This is a genomic window from Roseomonas sp. USHLN139 (assembly GCF_037145735.1).
Lineage (GTDB): Bacteria > Pseudomonadota > Alphaproteobacteria > Acetobacterales > Acetobacteraceae > Pseudoroseomonas.
The window spans coordinates 1556705-1578858 of sequence record NZ_JBBCWY010000001.1 but is presented as its reverse complement, the minus strand read 5'-3'; the positions used below and the strand labels follow the sequence as shown (position 1 = coordinate 1578858).

General features: G+C 71.9%; 18 protein-coding genes and 2 tRNA genes. 17 read left to right on the top strand and 3 right to left on the bottom strand.

Annotation, left to right across the window (positions count from 1 at the left end):
- Complete coding sequence (fmt, locus tag WFI16_RS07270; protein WP_419897110.1) at positions 1-921, bottom strand: methionyl-tRNA formyltransferase; 921 nt, start codon at positions 919-921, stop codon at positions 1-3.
- Complete coding sequence (def, locus tag WFI16_RS07265) at positions 918-1448, bottom strand: peptide deformylase (protein WP_419897109.1); 531 nt, start codon at positions 1446-1448, stop codon at positions 918-920. The genes fmt and def overlap by 4 nt, the downstream gene beginning before the upstream one ends.
- 188 nt (positions 1449-1636) lie before the next feature.
- Between def and WFI16_RS07260 the strand changes: the two genes are divergently transcribed.
- From WFI16_RS07260 to WFI16_RS07230, 7 genes are all read left to right on the top strand, one after another.
- Positions 1637-2140 (top strand): Hsp20 family protein, encoded by a 504-nt coding sequence (locus WFI16_RS07260; RefSeq protein WP_419897108.1) that lies wholly within the window; start codon positions 1637-1639, stop codon positions 2138-2140.
- A 232-nt stretch (positions 2141-2372) separates the two neighbouring features.
- Positions 2373-2615, top strand: a complete 243-nt coding sequence (locus WFI16_RS07255; RefSeq protein WP_076955758.1) for a DUF1150 family protein — start codon at positions 2373-2375, stop codon at positions 2613-2615.
- A gap of 178 nt (positions 2616-2793) precedes the next feature.
- A tRNA-Thr gene (locus WFI16_RS07250) sits at positions 2794-2868 on the top strand.
- Between the two features lie 188 nt (positions 2869-3056).
- Positions 3057-3512, top strand: coding sequence for a Tat pathway signal protein (locus WFI16_RS07245; protein ID WP_419897107.1), 456 nt, complete (start codon positions 3057-3059; stop codon positions 3510-3512).
- Between the two features lie 10 nt (positions 3513-3522).
- Positions 3523-4293, top strand: a complete 771-nt coding sequence (locus tag WFI16_RS07240) for a MotA/TolQ/ExbB proton channel family protein (protein ID WP_419897106.1) — start codon at positions 3523-3525, stop codon at positions 4291-4293.
- Positions 4294-4298: 5 nt separating this feature from the next.
- On the top strand, positions 4299-4748 hold the full coding sequence (locus WFI16_RS07235) for an ExbD/TolR family protein (RefSeq protein WP_419897105.1): 450 nt from the start codon (positions 4299-4301) through the stop codon (positions 4746-4748).
- Positions 4749-4761: 13 nt separating this feature from the next.
- A complete protein-coding gene (locus WFI16_RS07230; protein WP_419897104.1) occupies positions 4762-5712 on the top strand; it encodes an energy transducer TonB in 951 nt (316 codons plus the stop codon).
- Positions 5713-5780: 68 nt separating this feature from the next.
- Here the strand turns inward: WFI16_RS07230 and uvrA are convergent, their stop codons facing one another.
- Positions 5781-8696 (bottom strand): excinuclease ABC subunit UvrA, encoded by a 2916-nt coding sequence (gene uvrA, locus WFI16_RS07225; RefSeq protein ID WP_419897103.1) that lies wholly within the window; start codon positions 8694-8696, stop codon positions 5781-5783.
- A gap of 371 nt (positions 8697-9067) precedes the next feature.
- Here uvrA and ssb point away from each other — a divergent pair, with 371 nt between their 5' ends.
- From ssb to WFI16_RS07175, 10 genes are all read left to right on the top strand, one after another.
- Complete coding sequence (gene ssb, locus WFI16_RS07220) at positions 9068-9619, top strand: single-stranded DNA-binding protein (protein WP_419897102.1); 552 nt, start codon at positions 9068-9070, stop codon at positions 9617-9619.
- 264 nt (positions 9620-9883) lie between these two features.
- A complete protein-coding gene (ptsP, locus tag WFI16_RS07215; RefSeq protein WP_419897101.1) occupies positions 9884-12376 on the top strand; it encodes a phosphoenolpyruvate--protein phosphotransferase in 2493 nt (830 codons plus the stop codon).
- Positions 12366-13316 carry a 1-phosphofructokinase gene (gene pfkB, locus WFI16_RS07210; RefSeq protein WP_419897100.1) on the top strand — a complete coding sequence of 317 codons (951 nt, stop codon included), beginning with the start codon at positions 12366-12368 and terminating at the stop codon, positions 13314-13316. The genes ptsP and pfkB overlap by 11 nt, the downstream gene beginning before the upstream one ends.
- A 31-nt stretch (positions 13317-13347) precedes the next feature.
- Positions 13348-15117 (top strand): PTS fructose transporter subunit IIC, encoded by a 1770-nt coding sequence (locus WFI16_RS07205; protein WP_419897099.1) that lies wholly within the window; start codon positions 13348-13350, stop codon positions 15115-15117.
- A gap of 269 nt (positions 15118-15386) precedes the next feature.
- On the top strand, positions 15387-18110 hold the full coding sequence (gyrA, locus tag WFI16_RS07200) for a DNA gyrase subunit A (RefSeq protein WP_442970656.1): 2724 nt from the start codon (positions 15387-15389) through the stop codon (positions 18108-18110).
- Positions 18111-18187: 77 nt separating this feature from the next.
- The gene (gene coaD, locus WFI16_RS07195) at positions 18188-18712 is read left to right on the top strand and encodes a pantetheine-phosphate adenylyltransferase (protein WP_419897097.1); all 525 of its coding nucleotides are present in this window, start codon (positions 18188-18190) and stop codon (positions 18710-18712) included.
- Positions 18713-18770: 58 nt separating this feature from the next.
- On the top strand, positions 18771-19295 hold the full coding sequence (locus WFI16_RS07190; RefSeq protein ID WP_442970655.1) for a peptidylprolyl isomerase: 525 nt from the start codon (positions 18771-18773) through the stop codon (positions 19293-19295).
- 103 nt (positions 19296-19398) lie between these two features.
- Positions 19399-19471, top strand: a tRNA-Lys gene (locus tag WFI16_RS07185).
- A gap of 84 nt (positions 19472-19555) precedes the next feature.
- Positions 19556-20659: a glycosyltransferase family 2 protein gene (locus WFI16_RS07180; protein ID WP_419897095.1), complete on the top strand. Its 1104-nt coding sequence runs from the start codon at positions 19556-19558 to the stop codon at positions 20657-20659.
- A complete protein-coding gene (locus WFI16_RS07175) occupies positions 20659-22110 on the top strand; it encodes a glycosyltransferase family 39 protein (protein ID WP_419897094.1) in 1452 nt (483 codons plus the stop codon). Before WFI16_RS07180 ends, WFI16_RS07175 begins: the two co-directional genes overlap by 1 nt.
- Positions 22111-22154 lie beyond the last annotated feature (44 nt).

Below are 22154 nucleotides of genomic sequence, written 5' to 3'. Positions count from 1 at the left end.
TCAGCCCAGCCGGCTGCCGGGCGGCAGGGGATAGCCGCGCAGGAAGGCCTCGGCCGGCAGGGCGCCACGGCCGGCACGCTGCAGCCGCAGCAGGCGCAGCGCGCCCTGGCCGCAGGCGATGCGCGGGGCGCCGTCCAGCACGGTACCGGCGGGGGCAGGGGTGTCGAGCGGCTCGGCCACCGCCTCCAGCACGCGCAGCACCTCGCCGCCCTGCTGGAAGAAGGTGCCAGGCCAGGGGTTGAGCGCGCGGATGCGGCGGTCCAGCGCGGCGGCGTCCTGGTGCCAGTCCAGCGCGCCATCGGCCTTGCTGAGCTTGGGAGCGTAGGTGACGCCCTCTTCCGGCTGCGGCACCGGCACCGGGCTTTCGTCCAGCGCCTGCAGGATCAGGCGGCCGCCGAGCTCGGCCAGGGCGTCGTGGACCGCCGGCGTCCCGTCGCGCGGGCCGATCGGCACCGTGCCCTTCAGCAGCATCGGCCCGGTGTCCAGCCCTTCCTCCATCTGCATGATGGTGATGCCGGTCTCGGCATCGCCGGCCAGGATGGCGGCCTGGATCGGCCCGGCGCCGCGCCAGCGCGGCAGCAGTGAGGCATGGATGTTCAGGCAGCCGCGGCGCGGCGCGTCCAGCATGGCGGGCGGCAGGATCAGGCCATAGGCGGCGACCACGGCGACATCGAGGTCGAGGGCGCGGAAGGCCGCATGCTCGGCGGTGTCGCGCCGGACGCGGGCGGGGTGGCGCACCGGCAGGCCGAGTTCCAGCGCCGCGCGATGCACGGGGCAGGGGGTTTCCTTCTGGCCGCGGCCGGCGGGACGCGGCGGCTGGGTATAGACAGCCACGATCTCATGCCCCGCCGCGTGCAGGGCACGCAGGGCGGGCACCGAGAAATCGGGGCTGCCCATGAAGGCGAGGCGGAGCGGTTTCATTCGTCGCGGCCCTTGGCCTTCAGCTCCTTGGCCAGCTTGCGCAGCATCATGTTGCGCTTCAGCGCCGAGAGATGGTCGACGAAGAGCACGCCGTTCAGGTGGTCGATCTCGTGCTGGAGGCAGGTGGCCATCAGCCCGTCGGCGGTCATCTCGCGCTTGCTGCCGTCGAGGTCGAGCCAGCGCACCTTCACCTCGGCCGGGCGGACCACCTCGGCATACTGGTTGGGCAGGGAGAGGCAGCCTTCCTCGCGCGCGGCGAGCTGCTCGCTGGCGGCGACGATCTCCGGATTGACCATGACATAGGGCAGCGGCTTGTCGTCCGGCTGCAGGTCGATGACCACCAGGCGCAGCAGCTCGCCGATCTGCGGCGCGGCCAGGCCGATGCCGGGCGCCTTGTACATGGTGGCGAGCATGCGGGGGGCCAGGGCGCGCACCGCTTCGGTGTCGCCGGGGCCGACGGGGCGGGCCTTGGCGCGCAGCTTCGCGTCAGGCACCAGCAGGATGGGCAGCAGGGCAGGATCGGACATGGAATGGCTGCTCTAGCTTCTGGGCGCGCGGGCCACAACTGCCGAGGCCGGAGGGCGGCCCTGCGCCCAGGGGTGGCGAGCGGCGGCGGCCTCTTGCATCCCGCGGCGAAGCGCACAAACTGTTGTGGCGTCGCGGGGTGCTTCGGGCTCCGCGGACGGCTCGCTCATTGGAGGAGTTCCTGGCTGCCATGTCTCGTTCGTCGCTTTTCGGCTCGCCGCTGTTTCTCGGCTTCGACCATCTGGAACAGATGCTCGACCGGGTGGCGAAGAATGCCGATGGTTATCCCCCCTACAATATCGAGCAGACCGCCGAGAACCGGCTGCGCATCACGCTGGCGGTTGCCGGCTTCAGCATGGACGACCTGCAGATCACGCAGGAGGACAACCAGCTGGTGGTGCGCGGCAAGCAGAAGGACGAGAGCGAAGGCCGCGTCTTCCTGCATCGCGGCATCGCCGCCCGGCAGTTCCATCGCGCCTTCGTGCTGGCCGAGGGCATCGATGTCGAGGGCGCCTGGCTGGACAACGGGCTGCTGCATATCGACCTGAAGCGGCCGCAGCCGGCGGTGCGGGTCAAGGCGATCCAGATCGGCCTGCGCGGCGCCCCGGGCGGCCGGGCGGTGGTGCAGGGAGCGCCGCAGGAGGATGGCCAGGTCGTGGTCGGTTCGCTGCCGGTGGGACAGATCACCGGCTGAGCGGCGGCGCCAGGGCCAGGGTGTGAGGCGCCCGCGCCACAAACCTGCGAATTATGGGGCCACGGCCCCGATTGGCTGCAAAACCTTCAGGCTTCCCGGGCATTCTCTTCAGTGATCCATCCCGGCCACCGGGGCGGGGACATGGGCAGGGAAGACGACGCAGCTTCACAGCGGTGCCTGATTCAGACCGCAGCGCCGGGCCCGAAGGGGACGGCAGAAGGAGATTCCCACGATGAACAAGGAAGGTCCCACACGCCCCTTCGCTGCCGCCGATGCGCTGCGGCAGCTTGCGCCCGCCGACTGGGCGCGCTTCGGGGCGGAGCAGATCGCCTATATCCGCCCGATCGTCATGGACGGCGCCCCGGCGGTGGCCATCCACGCGGCCGATGGCACGCAGATCGGCGCCGCGCCGGACACCAGCCTGGCGACCGCCGCCATTCTGCAGCATGAGATGCTGCCGGTCCTGGTCCACTAGGACCTTTTGATCGCGGACCGACGCCGGCCTTTGGTGGCGATGCCGTGCTCCTGGCGGGGTGCGGCATTGCTGCAACCGGGCCCTGCCTCGGCTTCCAGCGCCGTTACTTTCCACCGATTTCCTGTGCCGAATGGTGGTTGCCCTCGCGCCGCAACCCCGCTAGATAGCGGCCCGCGGCGCCGACGTAGCTCAGCGGTAGAGCAACTGATTCGTAATCAGTAGGTCCCCGGTTCAATCCCGGGCGTCGGCACCAGCCTCCCAGAACATCCTCTCATCAGCGCGGCAGTCCGATCGGGCATGTCGTGTCCTGGCGCTCCTGCGACAGCGGTTCCGCATCCGCTGCAGGGCGGCATCTGCGGTCGATTATTGAGAGTCATTCGCATTGCAACAGCCTCTCAATAGCGGCATAAGCCATCGCAGATGCGAAAGGGTAATGCCGCGATGCCGCTCCGCCGGATCCTGTCCACCTTCGGGCTGATTGCCGCGCTGGCCGTGACGGCGGCGTCAGGGCTCGCCACGCAGGCGCAGGCGCAGAGCCCGCAGCCGGCCAGGATCGGGCTGGAGCTGAACCGGCTGGAAAGCCGCCCGGAAGGCTGCCGGGTCTGGCTGCTGCTGCGCAACCCGGCGCCCGAGGCCATCGACCCGCTGCGCCTGGACCTGCTGATCTTCGGCAAGGACGGGGTGATCGCCCGCCGGCTGGCGCTCGATGTCGGCCCGCTGCCGCAGGAGAAGACCATGGCCCGGATCTTCGACCTGGCCAGCCAGAACTGCGACGGCATCGGCGCGGTGCTGCTGAACGACCTGCTGGCCTGCGGCGCCACGCCTGAGAACAGGGCCGCCTGCCTGCCGCGCCTGGCACTCGCCTCGCGCGTCGATGGCGTCACTTTCGAGAAGTAGGGAGGTCGCGATGAACCCGACCGAGACCGTCACCGCCACGCCCGGCGTCGTCCCCGGCGTGGATGCCGCCATCGCCGCCGCCGGCCATGGCCCGGACATGTCGATGCTCGGCCTGTTCCTGCAGGCCGACTGGGTGGTCAAGGCGGTGATGATCGCGCTCGCGCTGGCCTCCATCATCTGCTGGGCGATCATCGTCGAGAAATCCATGCTGCTCAGCCGGCTGAAGCGGGAGATCCGCGGCCTGGTCGCCGCCGCCGCGCCCGGCGCCGGCCAGCAGGCTCTGCCCTCGCCGCAGGGCGAGGGCCTGGCCGCCCGCGTGCTGCGCGCCGGCACCCGTGAATGGCGCGACGGCCGCGAGCAGGGCGAAAGCCGCTTCGAATACCGGCACCGCATGGAGCATGCGATGCGCCATGCCCTGTCGGGCGAGCTGCGCCGCGTCGAGCCGGGCCTGCCCTTCCTGGCCACCACCGGCGCCGTCGCCCCCTTCATCGGCCTGTTCGGCACGGTCTGGGGCATCATGAACAGCTTCGCCGGCATCGCGCAGAGCAACGACACCAGCCTGGCCGTGGTCGCCCCCGGCATCGCCGAGGCGCTGTTCGCGACCGCCATCGGCCTGATCGCCGCGATCCCGGCGGTGATGGCCTATAACCGCCTGCTGGTGCGGCTCAGCCGGCTGCGGCAGGAAGGCCAGTCGGCCGCCGCCGACCTGGCCGCCAGCCTGTCGCGCCGGCCGCCGAGCCTGGCTGCGGCCGCCGCCTCCCGCAGCGCCGCGGCGGAGTAGGCCGGATGGCCTTCGCTGGACCGAGCCATGGCGGCGGCGATGACGACGAGCCGCTGCCGATGGCCGACATGAACGTCACGCCGCTGGTCGACGTGATGCTGGTGCTGCTGATCGTCTTCATGGTGGCGGCACCGATGATGGTGGTTGGCGTGCCGGTGAACCTGCCGAAGACCGCCGCGCCGCGCGCCGCCGCACCGCGGCCGCCGGTGGTGCTGACCGTCGGGCCGGACGGCAAGGTCTATCTCCGCCAGGACGAGATCGCCGCCGCCGACCTGCCGGCGAAGCTGGCCGAGCTGCACCGGAACGACCCCGAGGCGCCGGTCTATGTCCGGGGCGACCGCGCTGTTCCCTATGGCGAGGTGCTGCGGGTGATGGGCCGGGTGACCCAGGCCGGCATCACCCGGGTCTCGCTGATCGCCGAGGCGGAAGCGGCGACCTCGGTCCAGGCGCGCTGACGGCGAGGCCATCATGAGCACGCTGAGCCTGCAAGGTCCCCGGCTCGCCGGCTGGGGCGTCACCGCCATCCTGCATGGCGGGGTGCTTGCCATCCTGATCTTCGGCCTGCCGGAGCACGCGCCGCCGCCGGCGATCGTGCCGCTGGAGATGATCGCGCCGCCCTCCGCGCCCGAGATCGCGCAGGAGGAGCCGGCCCCGGTCGCCGAGCGGGTCGATGCGGTGGAGCCGCCGGCGCCGCAATCCAGCACCACCCCGCCGCCGCCCTCGGCCGCCGCCGTGCCGCCGGAGCCGCTGCAGACCACCCAGCCGCCGCCCGAGGTGACGGCGATGGAGCCGCCGCCGCCGGAAGCCGCGCAGGAGCCGGAGCTCGCGCCGCCGGTCGAGCCGGAGACGCTGCAGGCCGTGGTGCCGGAGGCCGAGCGCTCGCCGGAGCCGGATGCGCTGCCGCTGCTGGAGGCCGAGGTGCCGCCGCCGCCGCCCGCTCCGCCGCCGCCCCCGCCGCAGCAGGCCCGCCCGCCGGCGCCGCCTCCGCCGCGTCCGGTGCCGCGTCGTCCGACCCCGCCGCCGCCGACCGCGCAGCCCTCTTCGCCGCCGGCCGCGACGGCCGCGCCGAGCACCGCTGCTCCCGCTGCCGCCCCGCCGCAGGCCGCGGCACCGGCCGGGCGGGGCCCATCGGGGCCGCCGGTCAGCTACCAGTCGGCGATCTCGGCCGCGCTGAACCGCGCCAAGCGCTATCCGAACAGCGCCCGGCTGCGACGCATCGAGGGCGTCGCGCATCTGCGCTTCCGCATGCAGGCGGATGGCACGGTGACCGGCTGGCGGATCGAGCGCAGCAGCGGCAGCGCCGAGCTGGACGAGGCCGTGGGCGAGATGATCGAGCGGGCGCGGCTGCCACCTTTCCCGCCCGAGATGGGCACCGAGCCGCTGGAGATGGTGGTCCCGGTGAACTTCTTCCTGCGCTAAGGCAGATTTCTTTCCGACAGAAAAAAGATGGGGGTCCGGGGGAATTCCTTCCCCCGGCCTTCTCTTTTCTAGGCCTTGGCCAGCGCCTTCTTCCGCGCCTTGACCGGTGCCGGCAGCAGCGGCCCGAGGAAGCGCCCGGTATGGCTGCCCGGCACCGCCGCGACGTCTTCCGGCGTCCCCTGGGCCACGATCTGCCCGCCGCCGTCGCCGCCTTCCGGCCCGAGGTCGAGGATCCAGTCGGCGGTCTTGATGACCTCCAGGTTGTGCTCGATCACCACCACGGTGTTGCCCTGGTCAACCAGCTGGTGCAGCACCTCGAGCAGCTTCTTGACGTCCTCAAAATGCAGGCCGGTGGTCGGCTCGTCGAGGATGTAGAGCGTCCGCCCGGTGGCCCGGCGCGACAGCTCCTTCGACAGCTTGATGCGCTGCGCCTCGCCGCCCGAGAGGGTGGTCGCCTGCTGGCCGAGATGGATGTAGCCGAGGCCGACTTCCTTCAGCACGCGCAGCTTGTCGCGGATTGCCGGCACGGCGGAGAAGAAGTCGAGACCTTCCTCGACCGTCATTTCCAGCACGTCGGCGATCGACTTGCCGCGGAACTTCACCTCCAGCGTCTCGCGGTTGTAGCGCTTGCCCTTGCAGGTATCGCAGGTGACGTAGACGTCGGGCAGGAAGTGCATCTCGATCTTCAGCACGCCATCGCCCTGGCAGGCCTCGCAGCGGCCGCCCTTGACGTTGAAGCTGAAGCGGCCGGGCTTGTAGCCGCGCGCCCGGCTGTCCGGCAGCTCGGAGAACCAGTCACGGATCGGCGCGAAGAGGCCGGTATAGGTCGCCGGGTTCGAACGCGGGGTGCGGCCGATCGGCGACTGGTCGATGTCGATGATCTTGTCGAGATGCTCCAGCCCCTCGATCCGCTCATGCGGGGCAGGGACGGTGCCGGCGCCCATCAGCCGGCGGGCGGTGGCCTTGTAGAGGGTCTCGATGACGAAGGTCGACTTGCCGCCGCCGGAGACGCCGGTGACGCAGGTGAAGGTGCCGAGCGGCAGGCCGGCGGAAAGGCCGCGCAGGTTGTTGCCGGTGGCGCCGACGACCTTCAGCTGCCGCTTCGGGTCGGGCTTGCGGCGCTCGGCCGGCACCTCGATCGAGCGGCGGCCCGACAGATAGGCGCCGGTGATGCTGTCCGGATGGGCGGCGACCTCCGCCGGCGTGCCCTGGGCGATGATGCGGCCGCCGCCGGCGCCGGCCGCCGGGCCGATGTCGATCAGGTGGTCGGCGGTGCGGATGGCGTCCTCGTCATGCTCGACCACGAGCACGGTGTTGCCGAGGTCGCGCAGCCGCCGCAGCGTGGTCAGCAGCCGCTCATTGTCGCGCTGGTGCAGGCCGATCGAGGGCTCGTCCAGCACGTAGAGCACGCCGGTCAGGCCGGAGCCGATCTGGCTGGCCAGGCGGATGCGCTGGCTCTCGCCGCCCGACAGCGTCGCCGATGAGCGGGCGAGGGACAGGTAGTCCAGTCCGACATCGAGCAGGAAGCGCAGCCGCTCGATGATTTCCTTCAGGATGCGGCGGGCGATCTCGGCGCGCTGCGGGGTGAGGGTGGCCTCCACCCCCTCGAACCAGGGCAGCGCCTTGCGGATCGACAGGTCGCTGGCCCCGGCGATGTGCAGGCCGGCGACCTTCACCGACAGCGCCTCCGGCTTCAGCCGGGCGCCGCAGCAGACATGGCAGGGGCGCTCCGCCTGGTAGCGGGAGAGGTCCTCGCGCACCCAGGGGTTGTCGGTCTCGCGCAGGCGGCGGGCCAGATTCGGCAGCACGCCCTCGAAGGGCTTCTTCACCTCGTAGGCGCGCAGCCCGTCCTTGTAGCGGAGGGTGACGACCTCCTTGCCGGTGCCCTCCAGGATGGCCTCGCGCGCGGCCGCCGGCAGCTCGCCCCAGGGGGTGCTGGTCTTGATTCCCAGATGCTTGGCCAGGCTGGTCAGGGTCTGGTCGTAATAGGGGGCGCTGTTGCCGGCCCAGGCGGCGACCGCCCCATCGGCGATGCTGCGGGCATCGTCGGGGACCACCAGCGCACCGTCGAAGAAGCTCTCGGTGCCGAGGCCGTCGCAGGCCGGGCAGGCGCCCTGCGGCGAGTTGAAGGAGAACAGCCGCGGCTCGATCTCCTCCAGGGTGAAGCCGGAGACCGGGCAGGCATAGCGGCTGGAGAAGACGGTGCGCTCGCCATCATCGGCGCCGTCGGCATAGGCGACGCCGTCGGCCAGGCCGAGCGCGGTCTCGAAGCTGTCGGCCAGGCGCTGCGCCAGGCCCTCGCCGCCGACCACGACGCGGTCGACCACCACCTCGATGTCGTGCTTCTTGCGCTTGTCGAGGGAGGGCGCGTCCTCGATGCGCATCAGATCGCCATTGATCTTGACCCGCTCGAAGCCGCGGCGCTGGTACTCGGCCAGCTCCTTCTTGAACTCGCCCTTCTTGCCGCGCACCACCGGGGCCAGCAGCAACAGGCGGGTGCCCTCCGGCATGGCGAGGACGCGGTCGACCATCTGGCTGACGCTCTGCGCCTCGATCGGCAGGCCGGTCGCCGGGCTGTAGGGCACGCCGGCCCGCGCCCAGAGCAGGCGCATATAGTCGTGGATCTCGGTCACCGTGCCGACGGTGGAGCGCGGATTGTGGCTGGTGGTCTTCTGCTCGATGGAGATCGCGGGCGACAGGCCCTCGATCGAATCCACGTCCGGCTTCTGCATCAGCTGCAGGAACTGCCGCGCATAGGCCGAGAGGCTCTCGACATAGCGACGCTGGCCCTCGGCATAAATGGTGTCGAAGGCGAGCGACGACTTGCCGGAGCCGGACAGGCCGGTCAGCACCGTCAGCGTGTGCTTCGGGATGTCGATATCGACATTCTTCAGGTTGTGCTGGCGGGCACCGCGGATGCGGATCTGGTCCTGGCCGGGATGCGTGGGGGCGGTCTGACCGGAGGGGGAGGAAAGCTTCTTCAAGTCAGACTCCTGCGCACAGGTGTTCGCATTGTGTTCTGGCGGGGCTTGTGCCAGCATCCGTCGTCCGAGGGAAGTGGCCAAGCGGAAGTGAGTAAGCGGCGGAAGGTCACCTTCCGTTGCAGCCCCTTCTTCCCTGGTAGAGGCGTTCGCGGGCCGGCTGTCGCCGCCGGGGCTGGCCGCGGGCCGGCCGTGTGGCTAGGTTGCGGCCATGTGCCCGGGCCCGGGATCACCATCCCGGGCCGGTGCAAGCGACCGAGGCGCCCATCTGGGTGCGCGTGAATGTGAAACCAAGCCCCGCGCGGCCGATGCCTCCCATGCCCTGCAGGGAGGGGAAGGCGGGCGGGGCGGCAGCGGATGAAGGACCGGGCAGCATGGCCGGCAGCGTCAACAAGGTGATCCTGATCGGCAATCTGGGGAAGGACCCGGAGGTGCGGAACTTCCAGAATGGCGGGCGGGTGGTGAACCTGCGCCTGGCCACGACGGATTCCTACAAGGATCGCGAAGGCAACCGCCAGGAGCGCACCGAATGGCATTCGGTCGCCATCTTCAACGAGAAGCTGGGCGAGATTGCCGAGAAGTACCTGCGCAAGGGCAGCAAGGTCTATATCGAGGGCAAGCTGGAGACCCGGAAGTGGCAGGACCAGTCCGGCCAGGACCGCTACTCCACCGAGGTCGCGCTGCGCAATTTCGGCGGTGAGCTGACGCTGCTCGATGGCCGCGGCGAGGGCGGCGGTGGCGGCGGCGGCTATGAGGGCGGCGGCGCTGGCGGCGGCGGCCGCTCCTCGGGCGGCGGCTATGGCGGCGGCGGCGAGCGCAGCGGCGGTGGCGAGCGGAGCGGGGGTGGCAGCAGCCGGCCGCAGCGCGGCGGCTGGGACGCGCCGAAGGGCGGCGGCAGCGACCTGGACGACGACATCCCGTTCTGAGCCGCCTTTCCGATCGACCGAACGGCGCGCGGCGGGCTTCCCGCCGCCGCGTGCCCGGCGCGACGCTTCGCCCCTCGCGGAAAACTTACGGCGAATGGCCGCGTTCAGGATTGCAGTGCCTTGGTTGGCCCCTTGCGGCCCGCCGCCGGACCGCAATCTTTGCCGAGGGACGTCCCATGAAGAAAGTGTAATCCAACACGTCCTTCTTGATGGCGCCCGCCTGGGCGTCCAGACGCCCCCCGGAACACAGGAAGCCCGAGCGCCGTGATCCTTTCCGCCGACCGTATCCGCCTGGCCGCCAGCCCCGCCACCAAGGAGGCCGCGATCCGTGCCGCGGCCCAGCTGCTCGTCGAGACCGGCGCGATCGATGCAGCCTATGCCGACAGCATGCTGCGCCGGGAAACCGAGGCCGACACCTTCCTGGGCAATGGCATCGCCATTCCGCACGGCCAGCGCGGCGATCGCGGGCTGATCCACCGGACCGGCATCGCCGTGCTGCAGGTGCCGCAGGGCGTCGCCTGGAACGGCGAGGACCGCGCCCGCCTGGTGGTCGCCATCGCTGCCCAGGGCGATGAGCATATTGCTGTCCTGCGCCGCCTGACCGAGGTGCTGGGCGAGAGCGAGCTGGCCGAACGGCTGGCCGTCACCGACGATGCCAAAGAGATCCTGGCGGCGCTGGACCCCGACGCGCCGATGCCGGCCGCCGGCGCTGCGCCTGGCGCGGCCGCTGTCGGCGCCCTGACCGCCGAGGTTCGCGCCCCCGCCGCCGCCGGCATGCATGCGCGGCCCGCCCGCCTCCTGGTGCAGCTGGCCAAGCGCTACGACTCCTTGGTCACCCTGCGGCATGGCGAGCGCCGTGCCGACGCCCGCAGCATGATTGCCCTGCTCCAGCTCGGCGCCGGGCCGGGCGCGGGCATGACGCTCGAGGTCGCCGGCCCCGATGCCGAGGCCGCGCTGGCCGCGCTGACCGCGGCCTTCGCCGATGAGCTCGGCGACCGCGACGCGCCGCCGGCCGGTGCCGGCCCCGCCGCCGCCGTGGCGCCGGCCGAAGCCCTGGAACCCGGTGCCATTGCCGGCCTGCCCGCGAGCCCCGGCGTCGCGATCGGCCAGCTGCACCGCTTCCGCTCCGAGGCCGCCGGCTTCGCGGCCACCGCCGCCGATCCGCTGGCCGAGGCCGCCGCCCTGGAAGCCGCCCTGGAGGAATCCCGGCGCGAGCTGAAGACCGTGGCGCAGGAAATGGGTAAGCGCGTCGGCGAGCAGCACGCGGCCATCTTCGCGGCGCATGAGGAATTCCTGGAAGATCCGGAGCTGCTGGCGACGACGCGCAGCGCCATCGAGGCCGGCGCCTCGGCCCCGGCCGCCTGGCAGGGGGCGACCGAGGCCCGCGCCGCCGCCCTGGCCGGCATCGGCGATGCCCTGCTGGCGGCGCGCGCGACCGATCTGAAGGATGTCTCCCGCCGGGTGCTGCGGCATCTGGTCGGCGGCGAGGCCGCCGCCATCAACCTGCCGCAGGGCGCCATCGTGGTGGCGGAAGACCTGACGCCCTCGGAGACCGCCAATCTCGATCCGGCCCGGGTGGTCGGCATGGTGACCTCGGCCGGCGGGCCGACGGCGCATACCGCCATCCTGGCGCGCGCCCTGGGCATCCCCGCCGTGGTCGCCGCCGGGGCCCCGGTGCTGCAGCTCGCCGATGGCACCCGCGCGGTGGTCGATGGCGATCGCGGCACGGTGCTGCCCGATCCCGATGCGGCCGCCATCGCCCGCGCCGAGGCCGCGATGCGCGCCGGCCGCGACCGCGCCGCGGCGGCGAAGCGCGCCGCCTTCCGCCCGGCGGTCACCCAGGACGGCCATCGCGTCGAGGTCGCCGCCAATGTCCGCAAGCCGGAGGAGGCGGTCGAGGCCGTCGCCGCCGGCGCCGAGGGCACCGGCCTGGTCCGCAGCGAATTCCTCTTCGACGGCCGCGAACAGCCGCCATCGGAGGACGAGCAGTTCGCCCTGTATCGGCGACTGGCCGAAGGCTTCGGCGGCCTGCCGGTGGTGCTGCGCACGCTGGATGCCGGCGGCGACAAGCCGCTGCGCTTCGTGCACCACCCGGTCGAGGCCAATCCCTTCCTCGGCCTGCGCGGCCTGCGCCTGTCGCTGGCCGAGCCGGCGCTGTTCCGCGCCCAGGTGCGCGCCGCGCTGCGCGCCGGGCGGCATGGCGACATCCGGCTGATGCTGCCGATGGTCGATGGCCTGGCCGATCTGCGCGCCGCCCGCGACATCATCGAACGCGAGCGGCTGGACCTGGCCACCCCGCCGCTGGAGGTGGGCATCATGGTCGAGGTGCCCTCGGCCGCGGTGATGGCCGACCAGCTGGCCCGCGAGGCGGACTTTTTTTCCATCGGCACCAATGATCTGACCCAGTACACGCTGGCCGTGGACCGGCTGCATCCGACGCTGGGCGCGCGCTCCGACGCGCTGGACCCGGCGGTGCTGCGGCTGATCGACATCACGGTGAAGGCTGCGCATGGCCGCGGCCGCTGGGTCGGCGTCTGCGGCAACCTGGCCGCCGATGCCATGGCGGCGCCGATCCTGGTGGGGCTGGGCGTCGACGAGTTGTCGGTCTCCATCCCCAATGTCGCGGCGCTGAAGGCGCAGATCCGCGGCATGACCATGCTGGCGGCCGAGAAGGTGGCAAGCGCTGCGCTGGATTGCGCGACCGCCGCCGAGGTCCGCGCCCTGCCGGCGCTGCGGGAGCTGGCCCATGTCGGCTGACGCGCCCCGCATCGCCCCCCGCATCACCACGGTCACGCTGAACCCGGCGCTCGACCTGACCATCCCGCTGGCGCGGCTGGCGCTGGGCGAGGTCAACCGCGCCGGACCCGCCGAGCTGCGGCCGGCCGGGAAGGGGGTCAATGTCGCCGTCATGCTGGCGGTGCTGGGCGAGCCGGTGCGGGCCACCGGCCTGCTCGGCGAGGCCGACCTGCCGGCCTTCGAGGCCTTCCTGGCGCCGCTCGGGGTCCGGCCGGATTTCCAGCCGCTGCCGGGCCGCTGCCGCATCAATGTCAAGCTGGTCGAAGACGGCGAGGGGCGGGTCACCGACATCAACCCGCCCGGCAGCCCAGCCTCGGCCAATGACCTCGAGGCGCTGCTGACCCGGCTGGCCCCGGCGCCCGAGATCGCCGTCATCGCCGGCAGCCTGCCGCCCGGCCTGTCGCCGGAGGCCCTGGCCATGCTGGCGGTCCGCCTCTCGGCCGCCGGCACCCGCATCGTGCTGGACAGCAGCGGCCCCGCTTTGGCCGCGGCGATCAGCGCCCGGCCCAGCCTGGTCAAGCCGAACCGGCAGGAGCTGGAGGCGCTGCTCGGCCAGCCGCTGCCCGATCGCGCCGCCCTGCTGGCCGGCGCCCGGGCGCTGCAGGCGCAGGGCATCGAGCATGTCGTCGTCTCCGCCGGCGGCGAGGGCGCGCTCTTCGCCCTGCCGGGCCAGGCGCTCTGGGTGCGGCCGCCGAAAGTGCCGATGACCACCACGGTCGGCGCCGGCGATGCCATGGTGGCCGGGCTGACCGCCGCCCTGGCCCGCGGCCTGGCGCCGGAGCCCATGGCGCGGCTGGCCACCGGCTGCGCTGCCGCCGCCGTCTCCCGTCCCCCCGGCGGCCTGCCGGATGCCGCCACCATCGCCCGCCTGGCGGAGGAAGCCGATGTCGAGCGCCTCTGATCGCCCTGCCACCCCGAGCCGGAATCCTGCCATGACGCCCGATGCCGCGCCGGCCCCCGCGCTGAAGACTGCCACCCGCCTGCTGGCCGTGATCCGCCATGCCGCCAGCCCGCCGCACGCGACCATGGCCGCCGAGGCGCTGCGCGAGGCGGCCGAGCGCGCCGGCCTCGACCTGACGCTGGACACGGCCGAGCAGCCGGCGGCCGGCACCGCCGATGCCGTGCTGCTGGTCGGCGACGCGACCGTCGAGGCGGCCCGCCATGCCGGCCGCCCGCTGATCGCCACCACCATCGTCGAGGCGATCCGCCGCCCCGAGGCGGCCCTGCGTGCCGCTTCCTCTCTCGCGCTGCTGCCGCGCCCCGCCGCGGCGCCGGCCACTGCGGCGGCGCCCGCCGCTGCCACGCCGGACGAGGGCGCCAACCGGACACTGGTCGGCATCACCGCCTGCCCGACCGGCATCGCCCATACCTTCATGGCCGCGGCGGCGCTGGAGAAGGCGGCCAAGCAGCTCGGCTACGACATCAAGGTGGAGACGCAGGGCTCGGTCGGCGCCAAGAACACGCTGACGGCAGAGGAGATCGCGGCCGCGGATGCGGTGGTGATCGCCGCCGACACCGGCGTCGACCGCAGCCGCTTCGCCGGCAAGCGCCTGATCGTCGCCGGCACCAACGACGCGCTGAAGGACGGCAAGGGGTTGATCAACCGCGCCCTGGTGGCCGAGCCCCAGGGTGGCGCACCGGGCGGCGCCCCGTCTGCCGCCGGGGCACCGGCCAAGGCCCAGGCACCCGGCCTCTACAAGCATCTGATGACCGGCGTCTCCTACATGATCCCGCTGGTCACCGCCGGCGGGCTGTGCATCGCGCTGTCCTTCGCCTTCGGCATCGAGGCCTTTAAGGAGCCCGGCAGCCTGCCTGCCGCGCTGTTCCAGATCGGCGCGCAATCGGCGCTGGCCCTGATGGTGCCGGTGCTGGCCGCCTTCATCGCCTTCTCCATCGCCGACCGGCCGGGCCTGGCGCCGGGCTTCGTCGGCGGCGCGCTGGCCGGCGCGGTGAATGCCGGCTTCCTGGGCGGCATCGTCGCCGGCTTCCTGGCCGGCTATGTCGCGAAATTCCTGCGCGACCGATTGCCCTTTCCGGAAAGCCTGGAGGGGCTGAAGCCGGTCCTCGTCATCCCGCTGCTGGCCTCGCTGGTGACCGGGCTGCTGATGATCTACGTGCTCGGCGCGCCGATCGCCGCGGCCCTGGCCTGGCTGACCGAATTCCTGCGCGGCATGGGCTCGACCAATGCGGTGATCCTGGGCGTGCTGCTGGGCGCCATGATGGCCGCCGACATGGGCGGGCCGGTGAACAAGGCGGCCTATGCCTTCGGCGTCGGCCTGCTGGGCTCGGAGACCTATGCGCCGATGGCCGCCATCATGGCCGCCGGCATGACGCCGCCGCTGGGCATCGCGCTGGCCACCTTCCTGGCCCGCTCGCGCTTTAGCCAGGAGGAACGCGACGCCGGCAAGGCCGCCGCCATCCTGGGTGCCGCCTTCATCACCGAGGGCGCCATTCCCTTCGCCGCCAAGGACCCGCTGCGGGTGATCCCGGCGCTGGTCGCCGGCTCGGCGGTGACCGGCGGGCTGGTCATGCTGTTCGGCTGCACCCTGCGGGCGCCGCATGGAGGTATTTTCGTGGTCGGCATTCCGGGCGCGGTGGGCAATCCGTTGGGCTATCTGCTGGCGATTCTGGCCGGCACCCTGGTCACCGCCGCGGCGGTCGCCGTGCTGAAGCGCAGCGCCCCGGCCGGGGTCACCGCCTGAGCCGCCGGCCAGGGCCAAAAAAGGCAATGAAATGAAGGCCGTCGCCGGGACGGCGGGGCGCGGGGCAGGGGGCGCCCCGCGGCCGCCCGGACCGGTTTGGCGGAACGCCCGGAAACCGCTATAAAGACGCGGATTTTCCTGGCGGCGGGCAGCTGTCCCGCCGGCCGTCTACTGCATGGGATGACCGCGTGAGCGAGAGCGACAACGGCACCGGGCCGGCCGCCCATATTCCGCCCGAGGGCACGCTGCCGATCGCGCTCGAGGAGGAGATGCGCCGCTCCTACCTCGACTATGCGATGAGCGTCATTGTCGCGCGCGCCCTGCCGGACGTGCGCGACGGACTGAAGCCGGTGCATCGCCGTATTCTCTTCTCCATGCAGGAGAACGGCTTCACCGCCGACAAGCCCTACAAGAAGTCGGCCCGCGTCGTCGGCGACGTCATGGGTAAGTATCATCCGCATGGCGACAGCGCGATCTATGACGCCATGGTCCGCATGGCGCAGACCTTCTCGCTGCGCGTGCCGCTGATCGACGGGCAGGGCAATTTCGGCTCGATGGATGGCGATCCGCCGGCGGCGATGCGCTACACCGAGGCGCGCTTGGCCAAGTCGGCCGTCGCCCTGCTGGAAGGCATCGACGAAGACACCGTCGCCTTCAACCCGAACTACGACGAGAGCGCCGAGGAGCCGGCGGTGCTGCCGGCCGCCTTCCCGAACCTGCTGGTCAATGGCGCCAACGGCATTGCCGTCGGCATGGCGACCAATATCCCGCCGCACAATCCGGGCGAGGTGATCGACGCCACCCTGGCGCTGATCGCCAATCCGGAGGCGACGCTCGACGAGCTGATGCAGATCATCCCGGGACCGGACTTCCCGACGGCGGCGCTGATCCTCGGCCGTGCCGGCATCCGCTCCGCCTTCGAGACCGGCCGTGGCAGCGTCGTGCTGCGGGCGCGGGCCGAGATCGAGGAGATGCGCGGCGGCCGCAGCCTGATCGCGATCTCCGAGATCCCCTACCAGGTCAACAAGGCGGCGCTGATCGAGCGCATCGCCGACCTGGTGCGCAGCAAGCAGCTCGAGGGCATCAGCGACCTGCGCGACGAGAGCGACCGCTCCGGTCTGCGCATCGTCATCGAGCTGAAGAAGGATGCGACGCCCGAGGTGGTGCTGAACCACCTCTATCGCTACACCAATCTGCAGACCTCCTTTGCGGTCAATTTCCTGGCGCTGCACCAGGGCCGGCCGCAGCAGATGGGGCTGCGCCAGGCGCTGCTGGCCTTCATCGACTTCCGCGAGGAGGTGATCCTCCGCCGCTCGCGCTTCCGCCTGAACAAGGCGCGCGACCGCGGCCACCTGCTGGTCGGCCTGGCCATCGCGGTCGCCAATATCGACGAGGTCATCAAGCTCATCCGCGAGAGCCCGGATGCGGCGACGGCCCGCGCCCAGCTGATGGAGCGCGACTGGCCGATCGCCGATGTCGGCCCGCTGCTCGAGCTGGTCGATGATGCCGGCAACATCGTCGTCAACGAGACGGTGAAGCTGACCGAGGCCCAGGCGCGCGGCATCCTGGAACTGCGCCTGCAGCGCCTGACCGGCCTCGAGCGCGACAAGATCAATGCCGAGCTGGACGAGGTCGCGGTGCGCATCCGCGAGCTGCTGGAGATCCTCTCCTCCCGCCCGCGCCGGCTGGAGCTGATGAGCGAGGAGCTGCGCGCCGTGCGCGCCGCCATCGCCAATCCGCGCCTGTCCGAGATCGTCGACGGCCTGGCGGACCAGGATGACGAAAGCCTGGTCGAGCCAGGGCTGATGGTCGTCACCCTGACCCGCGACGGCTATGTGAAGCGCACGCCGCTCGAGGTCTTCCGCGCGCAGAACCGCGGCGGCCGTGGCCGCAGCGCGGCCGGTACGCGGCAGGACGACGTCGTGGTGCGCAGCTTCAACGCGCACACGCATCAATGGGTGCTGTTCTTCACCAGCCGCGGCATGGCCTTCCGCGAGAAGGTCTGGAAGCTGCCCGAGGCCGGTCCGACCGCGCGCGGCCGCAGCCTGCGCCAGCTGCTGCAACTGCAGGAGAACGAGGGCGTCACCGCCGTCCTGCCGCTGCCGCAGGATGAGTCGATGTGGGAGAACCTGCACCTGGTCTTCGCGACCGCGCAGGGCAATGTCCGCCGCAACCGCCTGTCCGACTTCAAGAACGTCCGCGCCTCCGGCCTGATCGCCATGAAGCTGGACGAGGGCGACAGCCTGATCGGCGTCTCCACCTGCCGCGAGGGTGACGACGTGCTGCTGGCCACCCGCGCCGGCCGCGCCATCCGATTCGTCGCCGACCTCGACACGCTGCGCGTCTTCGCCGGGCGTGATTCGACCGGCGTGCGCGGCATCCGCCTGACCAAGCCGGACGAGGTGATCGCCCTCTCGGTGCTGCGCCATGTCGATGCCAGCGTCGAGGACCGCGCCGGCTATCTGCGCCAGGCCGCGGTGAAGCGGCGCGCTGGCGAGGAGACCGGCGAGGCCGAGCTCGAGGTCGCCGCGCCGGAAGAGGGCGAGGAGGAGGCCGCGGCCGCCGTGCTGACGCCGGAGCGCTTCGCCGAGCTGGAAGAGCAGGAAGAGATCCTGCTGACCGTCACCGATGGCGGCTTCGGCAAGCGCAGCTCGGCCTATGAGTACCGCGTCACCGGGCGCGGCGGTCAGGGCATCGCCAATATCACCCTGACCAAGCGCACCGGCCGCGAGGTGGTCGCCACCTTCCCGGTTCGTGCCGGCGACGACGTCATGCTGGTCACCGACAATGGCCGGCTGATCCGCCTGCCCTCCGACCAGGTGCGGCTGACCGGGCGCGGCGCCATGGGCGTCACCATGCTGCGGCTGGACGACAAGGAGCGGGTGACCTCCTGCTTCACCGTCGTCGAGGAGCAGGGCGCCGATCAGGAGCCGGTGGCGGAGCTTGGCAGCGGGCCCGTCGGGGACAGTGCCGACGAGGCCGAGGGCCAGTGAGCCGCCGCGTGGTCCGGCAGCCCTGGCCGCCGGGCCGCGCGCATGGCATGCAGGACGCCGATCAGGGAGAGGCGTGAATGGCCGAGCACCGGCTGCGCAGCGGGGTCTATCCGGGCACCTTCGACCCGGTGACCAACGGGCATCTCGACATCATCCATCGCGCCGCCCGCATCCTGGACCGGCTGGTGGTGGGCGTGGCGATGAGCCCCGGCAAGGGGCCGCTCTTCCCGCTCGAGGAGCGGGTCGAGCTGGTGGTCGCCGAGACCAAGGCCATTGCCGGCAGCACCGGCTGCCAGATCGAGGTGGTCCCCTTCGAGGGGCTGCTGGTCGGCTTTGCCCGCGAGGTTGGCGCCAGCGTGATCGTGCGCGGCCTGCGCGCGGTCACCGATTTCGACTACGAGTTCCAGATGGCCGGGTTGAACCGCCGGCTCGATCCCGAGATCGAGCTGGTCTTCCTGATGGCCAGCGAAGGGAACCACTTCATCTCTTCGCGTTTTGTGAAGGAGATTGCGCGGCTCGGCGGTGACATCACCAGCTTCGTGCCGCGCCTGACGCGTGACCGCACCCTTGCCCGGGTGCGGCAGCCCAATCCAGGGGAGTGACAAGGGTATGAATCGCCGCACCCTGCTCGCCAGCACTTTTGCCGCTACGGGGATCATGATGACCGAAGCCACCACCAACGAAGCCGCGGCGCAGGACGACCGCGAGAACACCCTGTTCTTCGACCTGAAGGACGGGCGCGTCGTCATCAAGCTGCGCCCCGACCTGGCGCCGCAGCATGTCGAGCGGATCAAGACCCTGGTGCGCCAGGGCTTCTACAACGGCACGCCGTTCCACCGCGTGATCGAGGGCTTCATGGCCCAGGGTGGCGATCCGACCGGCACCGGCACCGGCGGCAGCCAGCTGCCCGACCTCCCCGCCGAGTTCAGCCCGCCGGCCAAGGCGCGCTACCTGCGCGGCGTCTGCGGCATGGCCCGCACGGCGAACCCGAACAGCGCCAACAGCCAGTTCTTCATCATGTTCGCGCCGGCGCCCAGCCTGGATGGCCAGTACACCATCTGGGGCCAGGTGACCTCGGGCATGGAGTTCGTCGACAAGATCAAGCGTGGCGCCGGTGGCAGCGGCATGGTCCGCGAGCCGGATCGCCTGATCAAGGCGCAGATCGCCGCCGACGTCCCGGCCTGATTGGCTGCGGGGCCTGGCGGCGACGCCGGGCCCCGCGCCCTGCAGGGGGTGCTGCACCCCTTGACAGCGACGGCATGACCTTGTTTCTGCCGTCCACCCCTTTGTGCCCGTAGCTCAGCCGGTAGAGCACGAGACTTTTAATCTTGGGGTCCAGGGTTCGAGTCCCTGCGGGCACATTTCTCCCTGAGCTTCGACCGCCAAGCCGCCGGTTGCGTTCCGTTGCTGGCACGTGGCGCGAACTGGCGCTAAGCACGGGCGCGATGTCGCCCCCGGCCCATATCCCTCCCGTCCTGACCGTCGTCGTCCCCTGCTACAACGAGGCGGCCAATGTCGCGCCGATGGTGGCCCGGCTGGAGGCGACGCTGCAGGGCATCGCCTGGGAAGCCATCTTCGTCGACGACAACAGCCCCGACGGCACCACCCGCGTGGCGCGGGAGATCGCGGCGCGCGACCCGCGCATCCGCTGCATCCGCCGCGTCGGCCGGCGCGGCCTCTCCTCGGCCTGCGTCGAGGGCATGCTGGCCTCCTCCGCCGAGTATGTCGCCGTGATCGATGGCGACCTGCAGCATGACGAGACGCTGCTGCCGCGCATGCTGGCGGCGCTGCAGGCCGGCGGCGCCGATGTCGCCGTGGGCAGCCGGCATGTCGATGGCGGCGCCTCCTCGGACGGCTTCTCCGCCTGGCGGCAGCGCATCAGCGATGGCGGCATCGCGCTGGCCCAGCTGTTCCTGCGGGTGCGCGTCGCCGATCCGATGAGCGGCTTCTTCATGCTGAAGCGCGCCCTGGTCGAGGAGGTGGCGCCGAAGCTGACCGGCCGCGGCTTCAAGATCCTGCTCGATATCCTGCTCTCGGCGAAGGCGCGGCTGCGGGTGGTCGAGCTGCCCTACAGCTTCCGGGCCCGCCAGGCCGGCGAGTCGAAGCTGAATGCGACGGTGCTGCTCGACTTCCTGACGCTGCTGCTGGACAAGGCCTCCGGCGGCTTGCTGCCGCTGCGCTTCCTGGCGTTTGCCGCGGTGGGCGCGGTCGGCGTGCTGGTGCATCTGGCGATCCTGGCCCTGGTGATGAAGCCGCTCGGCTTCCACGCGGCGCAGTGGCTGGCCAGCTTCGTCGCCATGACCGCCAATTTCTGGCTGAACAACCGGCTGACCTACAGCGACGTCCGGCTGCGCGGGCCGGCACTGTGGCGCGGGCTGGCGCTGTTCTACCTGGTCTGCGGCGTGGGTGTGGCCGCCAATGTCGGCGTGGCCGGGCTGCTGCTGCGCGACGAGCTGGCCGGCTGGGGCGCCGCCGGCGCCGCCGGGGCGCTGCTCACCGTGGTCTGGAACTACGCCGTCTCGGCGACGCTGGTCTGGCGCGCCCGCTGATGACCATAGGGCTGACCCGCCCCTGGCTGCTGGCGCTGCTGGGCTTGACCCTGCTGCGGCTGGCCGCCGCCCTCGTTCTGCCGCCGGCGCCGGACGAGGCCTATTACTGGGTCTGGGGCCGGGCCCTGGCGCTCAGCTATTACGACCACCCGCCAATGGTGGCGCTGTGGACCGCGCTGGGCAGCCTGATCGCCGGCGACAATGCGCTGGGGCTGCGGCTGCTCGGGCCGATCGGCGTCGGCCTGGCCTCGCTGCTGCTGGCCGATGCGGCGGAGCGGCTGTTTCCCGGCCGCCGCGCCGGCCTCTGGTCGGCGGTGCTGCTGAACGCCACGCTGCTGTTCGGCGCGGGCGCCGTGCTGATGACGCCGGACACGCCGCTGCTGGTGTTCTGGTCGGCCTCGCTCTGGGCGCTGGCCCGGCTGCAGGCCAGCCAGGACGGGCGCTGGTGGCTGGCCTTCGGCGTGCTGGCCGGACTGTCGCTGCTCTCGAAATACACCGCGGCGCTGCTCGGCCTCGGCGTGCTGCTCTGGCTGCTGGCCGAGCCTGCCGCCCGCCGCTGGTTCGGGGATTGGCGGCTCTGGGCCGGCGGGGTGCTGGCGGTCGTGGTCTTCAGCCCGGTGATCCTGTGGAACGCGATGCATGGCTGGGCCAGCTTCGCCAAGCAGGGCGGCCGCGCCGGCAGCCAGGGCAGCGGCTCGGCGCTGCGCTATCTGGGGGAGCTGATCGGCGGCCAGGCCGGCCTCGCCACCCCCATCATCTTCGTCCTCTGCGTCGCCGGCACGGTGGCCGCCTGCCGGCTGTGGTGGCGCGGGCGGGATGCGGGGGCGGGGCTTCTGGTGGTGATGACGGTGCCGGCGGCGCTGCTCTTCCTCTGGCAGGCGACCGGCAGCCGGGTGCAGGGCAATTGGCCGGCCATCCTCTACCCCTCGGCCTGCCTCGCCGCGGCGGCCTGCCTGGGGCCGCGCTGGCAGCGCTGGTTCCGCCCCGGCGCCGCGCTTGGCCTGGCGCTGACCCTGCTGGTGCTGGTCCAGGCCGCCTTCGCGCCGCTGCCGCTGGCGCGCCGGCATGACCCGACGCTGGCCCGGCTCGGCGGCTGGCCGGCCTTCGCGGCCGCGCTGGAGGCCGAGCGACAGGCTCGCGGCGCCGCCTTCATCGCCGCCGAGGAATACGGTCTGGCCAGCATCCTGGCGCTGCAGCTGCCGCCGGGCACGCCGGTGGTGGCGCTGGGCGACCGCTGGGACCTGTTCGACCTGTCGCGCCCGGCGGCGGGCAGCCGCGGTCTGCTGGTGCGCAGCGAGCGTCGCGACGGCGCGCCGCTCTGGCCGGGGGCGGCCGAAATCGGCGGCGTCACCCGCGCCCGCCACGGCATCGAGGCCGAGCGCTACCGCCTGCATGACGTGACCGTGGCCGCCGGGGATCCGCCGCTGGCCCTGCTGCCGGCGCGCCGCTGAAACCTTTGGACACCGGATACGCGTCGAAACCGGACGAGACGGGT

What these genes read in the sequence shown, in the direction of transcription:
- def (WP_419897109.1), bottom strand. Translation starts at nt 1,448, where the DNA reads ATGTCCGATCCTGCCCTGCTGCCCATCCTGCTGGTGCCTGACGCGAAG.
- WFI16_RS07235 (WP_419897105.1), top strand. Translation starts at nt 4,299, where the DNA reads ATGGCCTTCGCTGGACCGAGCCATGGCGGCGGCGATGACGACGAGCCG.
- WFI16_RS07190 (WP_442970655.1), top strand. Translation starts at nt 18,771, where the DNA reads ATGACCGAAGCCACCACCAACGAAGCCGCGGCGCAGGACGACCGCGAG.
- WFI16_RS07180 (WP_419897095.1), top strand. Translation starts at nt 19,556, where the DNA reads ATGTCGCCCCCGGCCCATATCCCTCCCGTCCTGACCGTCGTCGTCCCC.
- WFI16_RS07260 (WP_419897108.1), top strand. Translation starts at nt 1,637, where the DNA reads ATGTCTCGTTCGTCGCTTTTCGGCTCGCCGCTGTTTCTCGGCTTCGAC.
- WFI16_RS07205 (WP_419897099.1), top strand. Translation starts at nt 13,348, where the DNA reads ATGACGCCCGATGCCGCGCCGGCCCCCGCGCTGAAGACTGCCACCCGC.
- WFI16_RS07245 (WP_419897107.1), top strand. Translation starts at nt 3,057, where the DNA reads ATGCCGCTCCGCCGGATCCTGTCCACCTTCGGGCTGATTGCCGCGCTG.
- WFI16_RS07255 (WP_076955758.1), top strand. Translation starts at nt 2,373, where the DNA reads ATGAACAAGGAAGGTCCCACACGCCCCTTCGCTGCCGCCGATGCGCTG.
- coaD (WP_419897097.1), top strand. Translation starts at nt 18,188, where the DNA reads ATGGCCGAGCACCGGCTGCGCAGCGGGGTCTATCCGGGCACCTTCGAC.
- gyrA (WP_442970656.1), top strand. Translation starts at nt 15,387, where the DNA reads ATGCGCCGCTCCTACCTCGACTATGCGATGAGCGTCATTGTCGCGCGC.
- WFI16_RS07240 (WP_419897106.1), top strand. Translation starts at nt 3,523, where the DNA reads ATGAACCCGACCGAGACCGTCACCGCCACGCCCGGCGTCGTCCCCGGC.
- ssb (WP_419897102.1), top strand. Translation starts at nt 9,068, where the DNA reads ATGGCCGGCAGCGTCAACAAGGTGATCCTGATCGGCAATCTGGGGAAG.
- WFI16_RS07230 (WP_419897104.1), top strand. Translation starts at nt 4,762, where the DNA reads ATGAGCACGCTGAGCCTGCAAGGTCCCCGGCTCGCCGGCTGGGGCGTC.
- pfkB (WP_419897100.1), top strand. Translation starts at nt 12,366, where the DNA reads ATGTCGGCTGACGCGCCCCGCATCGCCCCCCGCATCACCACGGTCACG.
- WFI16_RS07175 (WP_419897094.1), top strand. Translation starts at nt 20,659, where the DNA reads ATGACCATAGGGCTGACCCGCCCCTGGCTGCTGGCGCTGCTGGGCTTG.
- fmt (WP_419897110.1), bottom strand. Translation starts at nt 921, where the DNA reads ATGAAACCGCTCCGCCTCGCCTTCATGGGCAGCCCCGATTTCTCGGTG.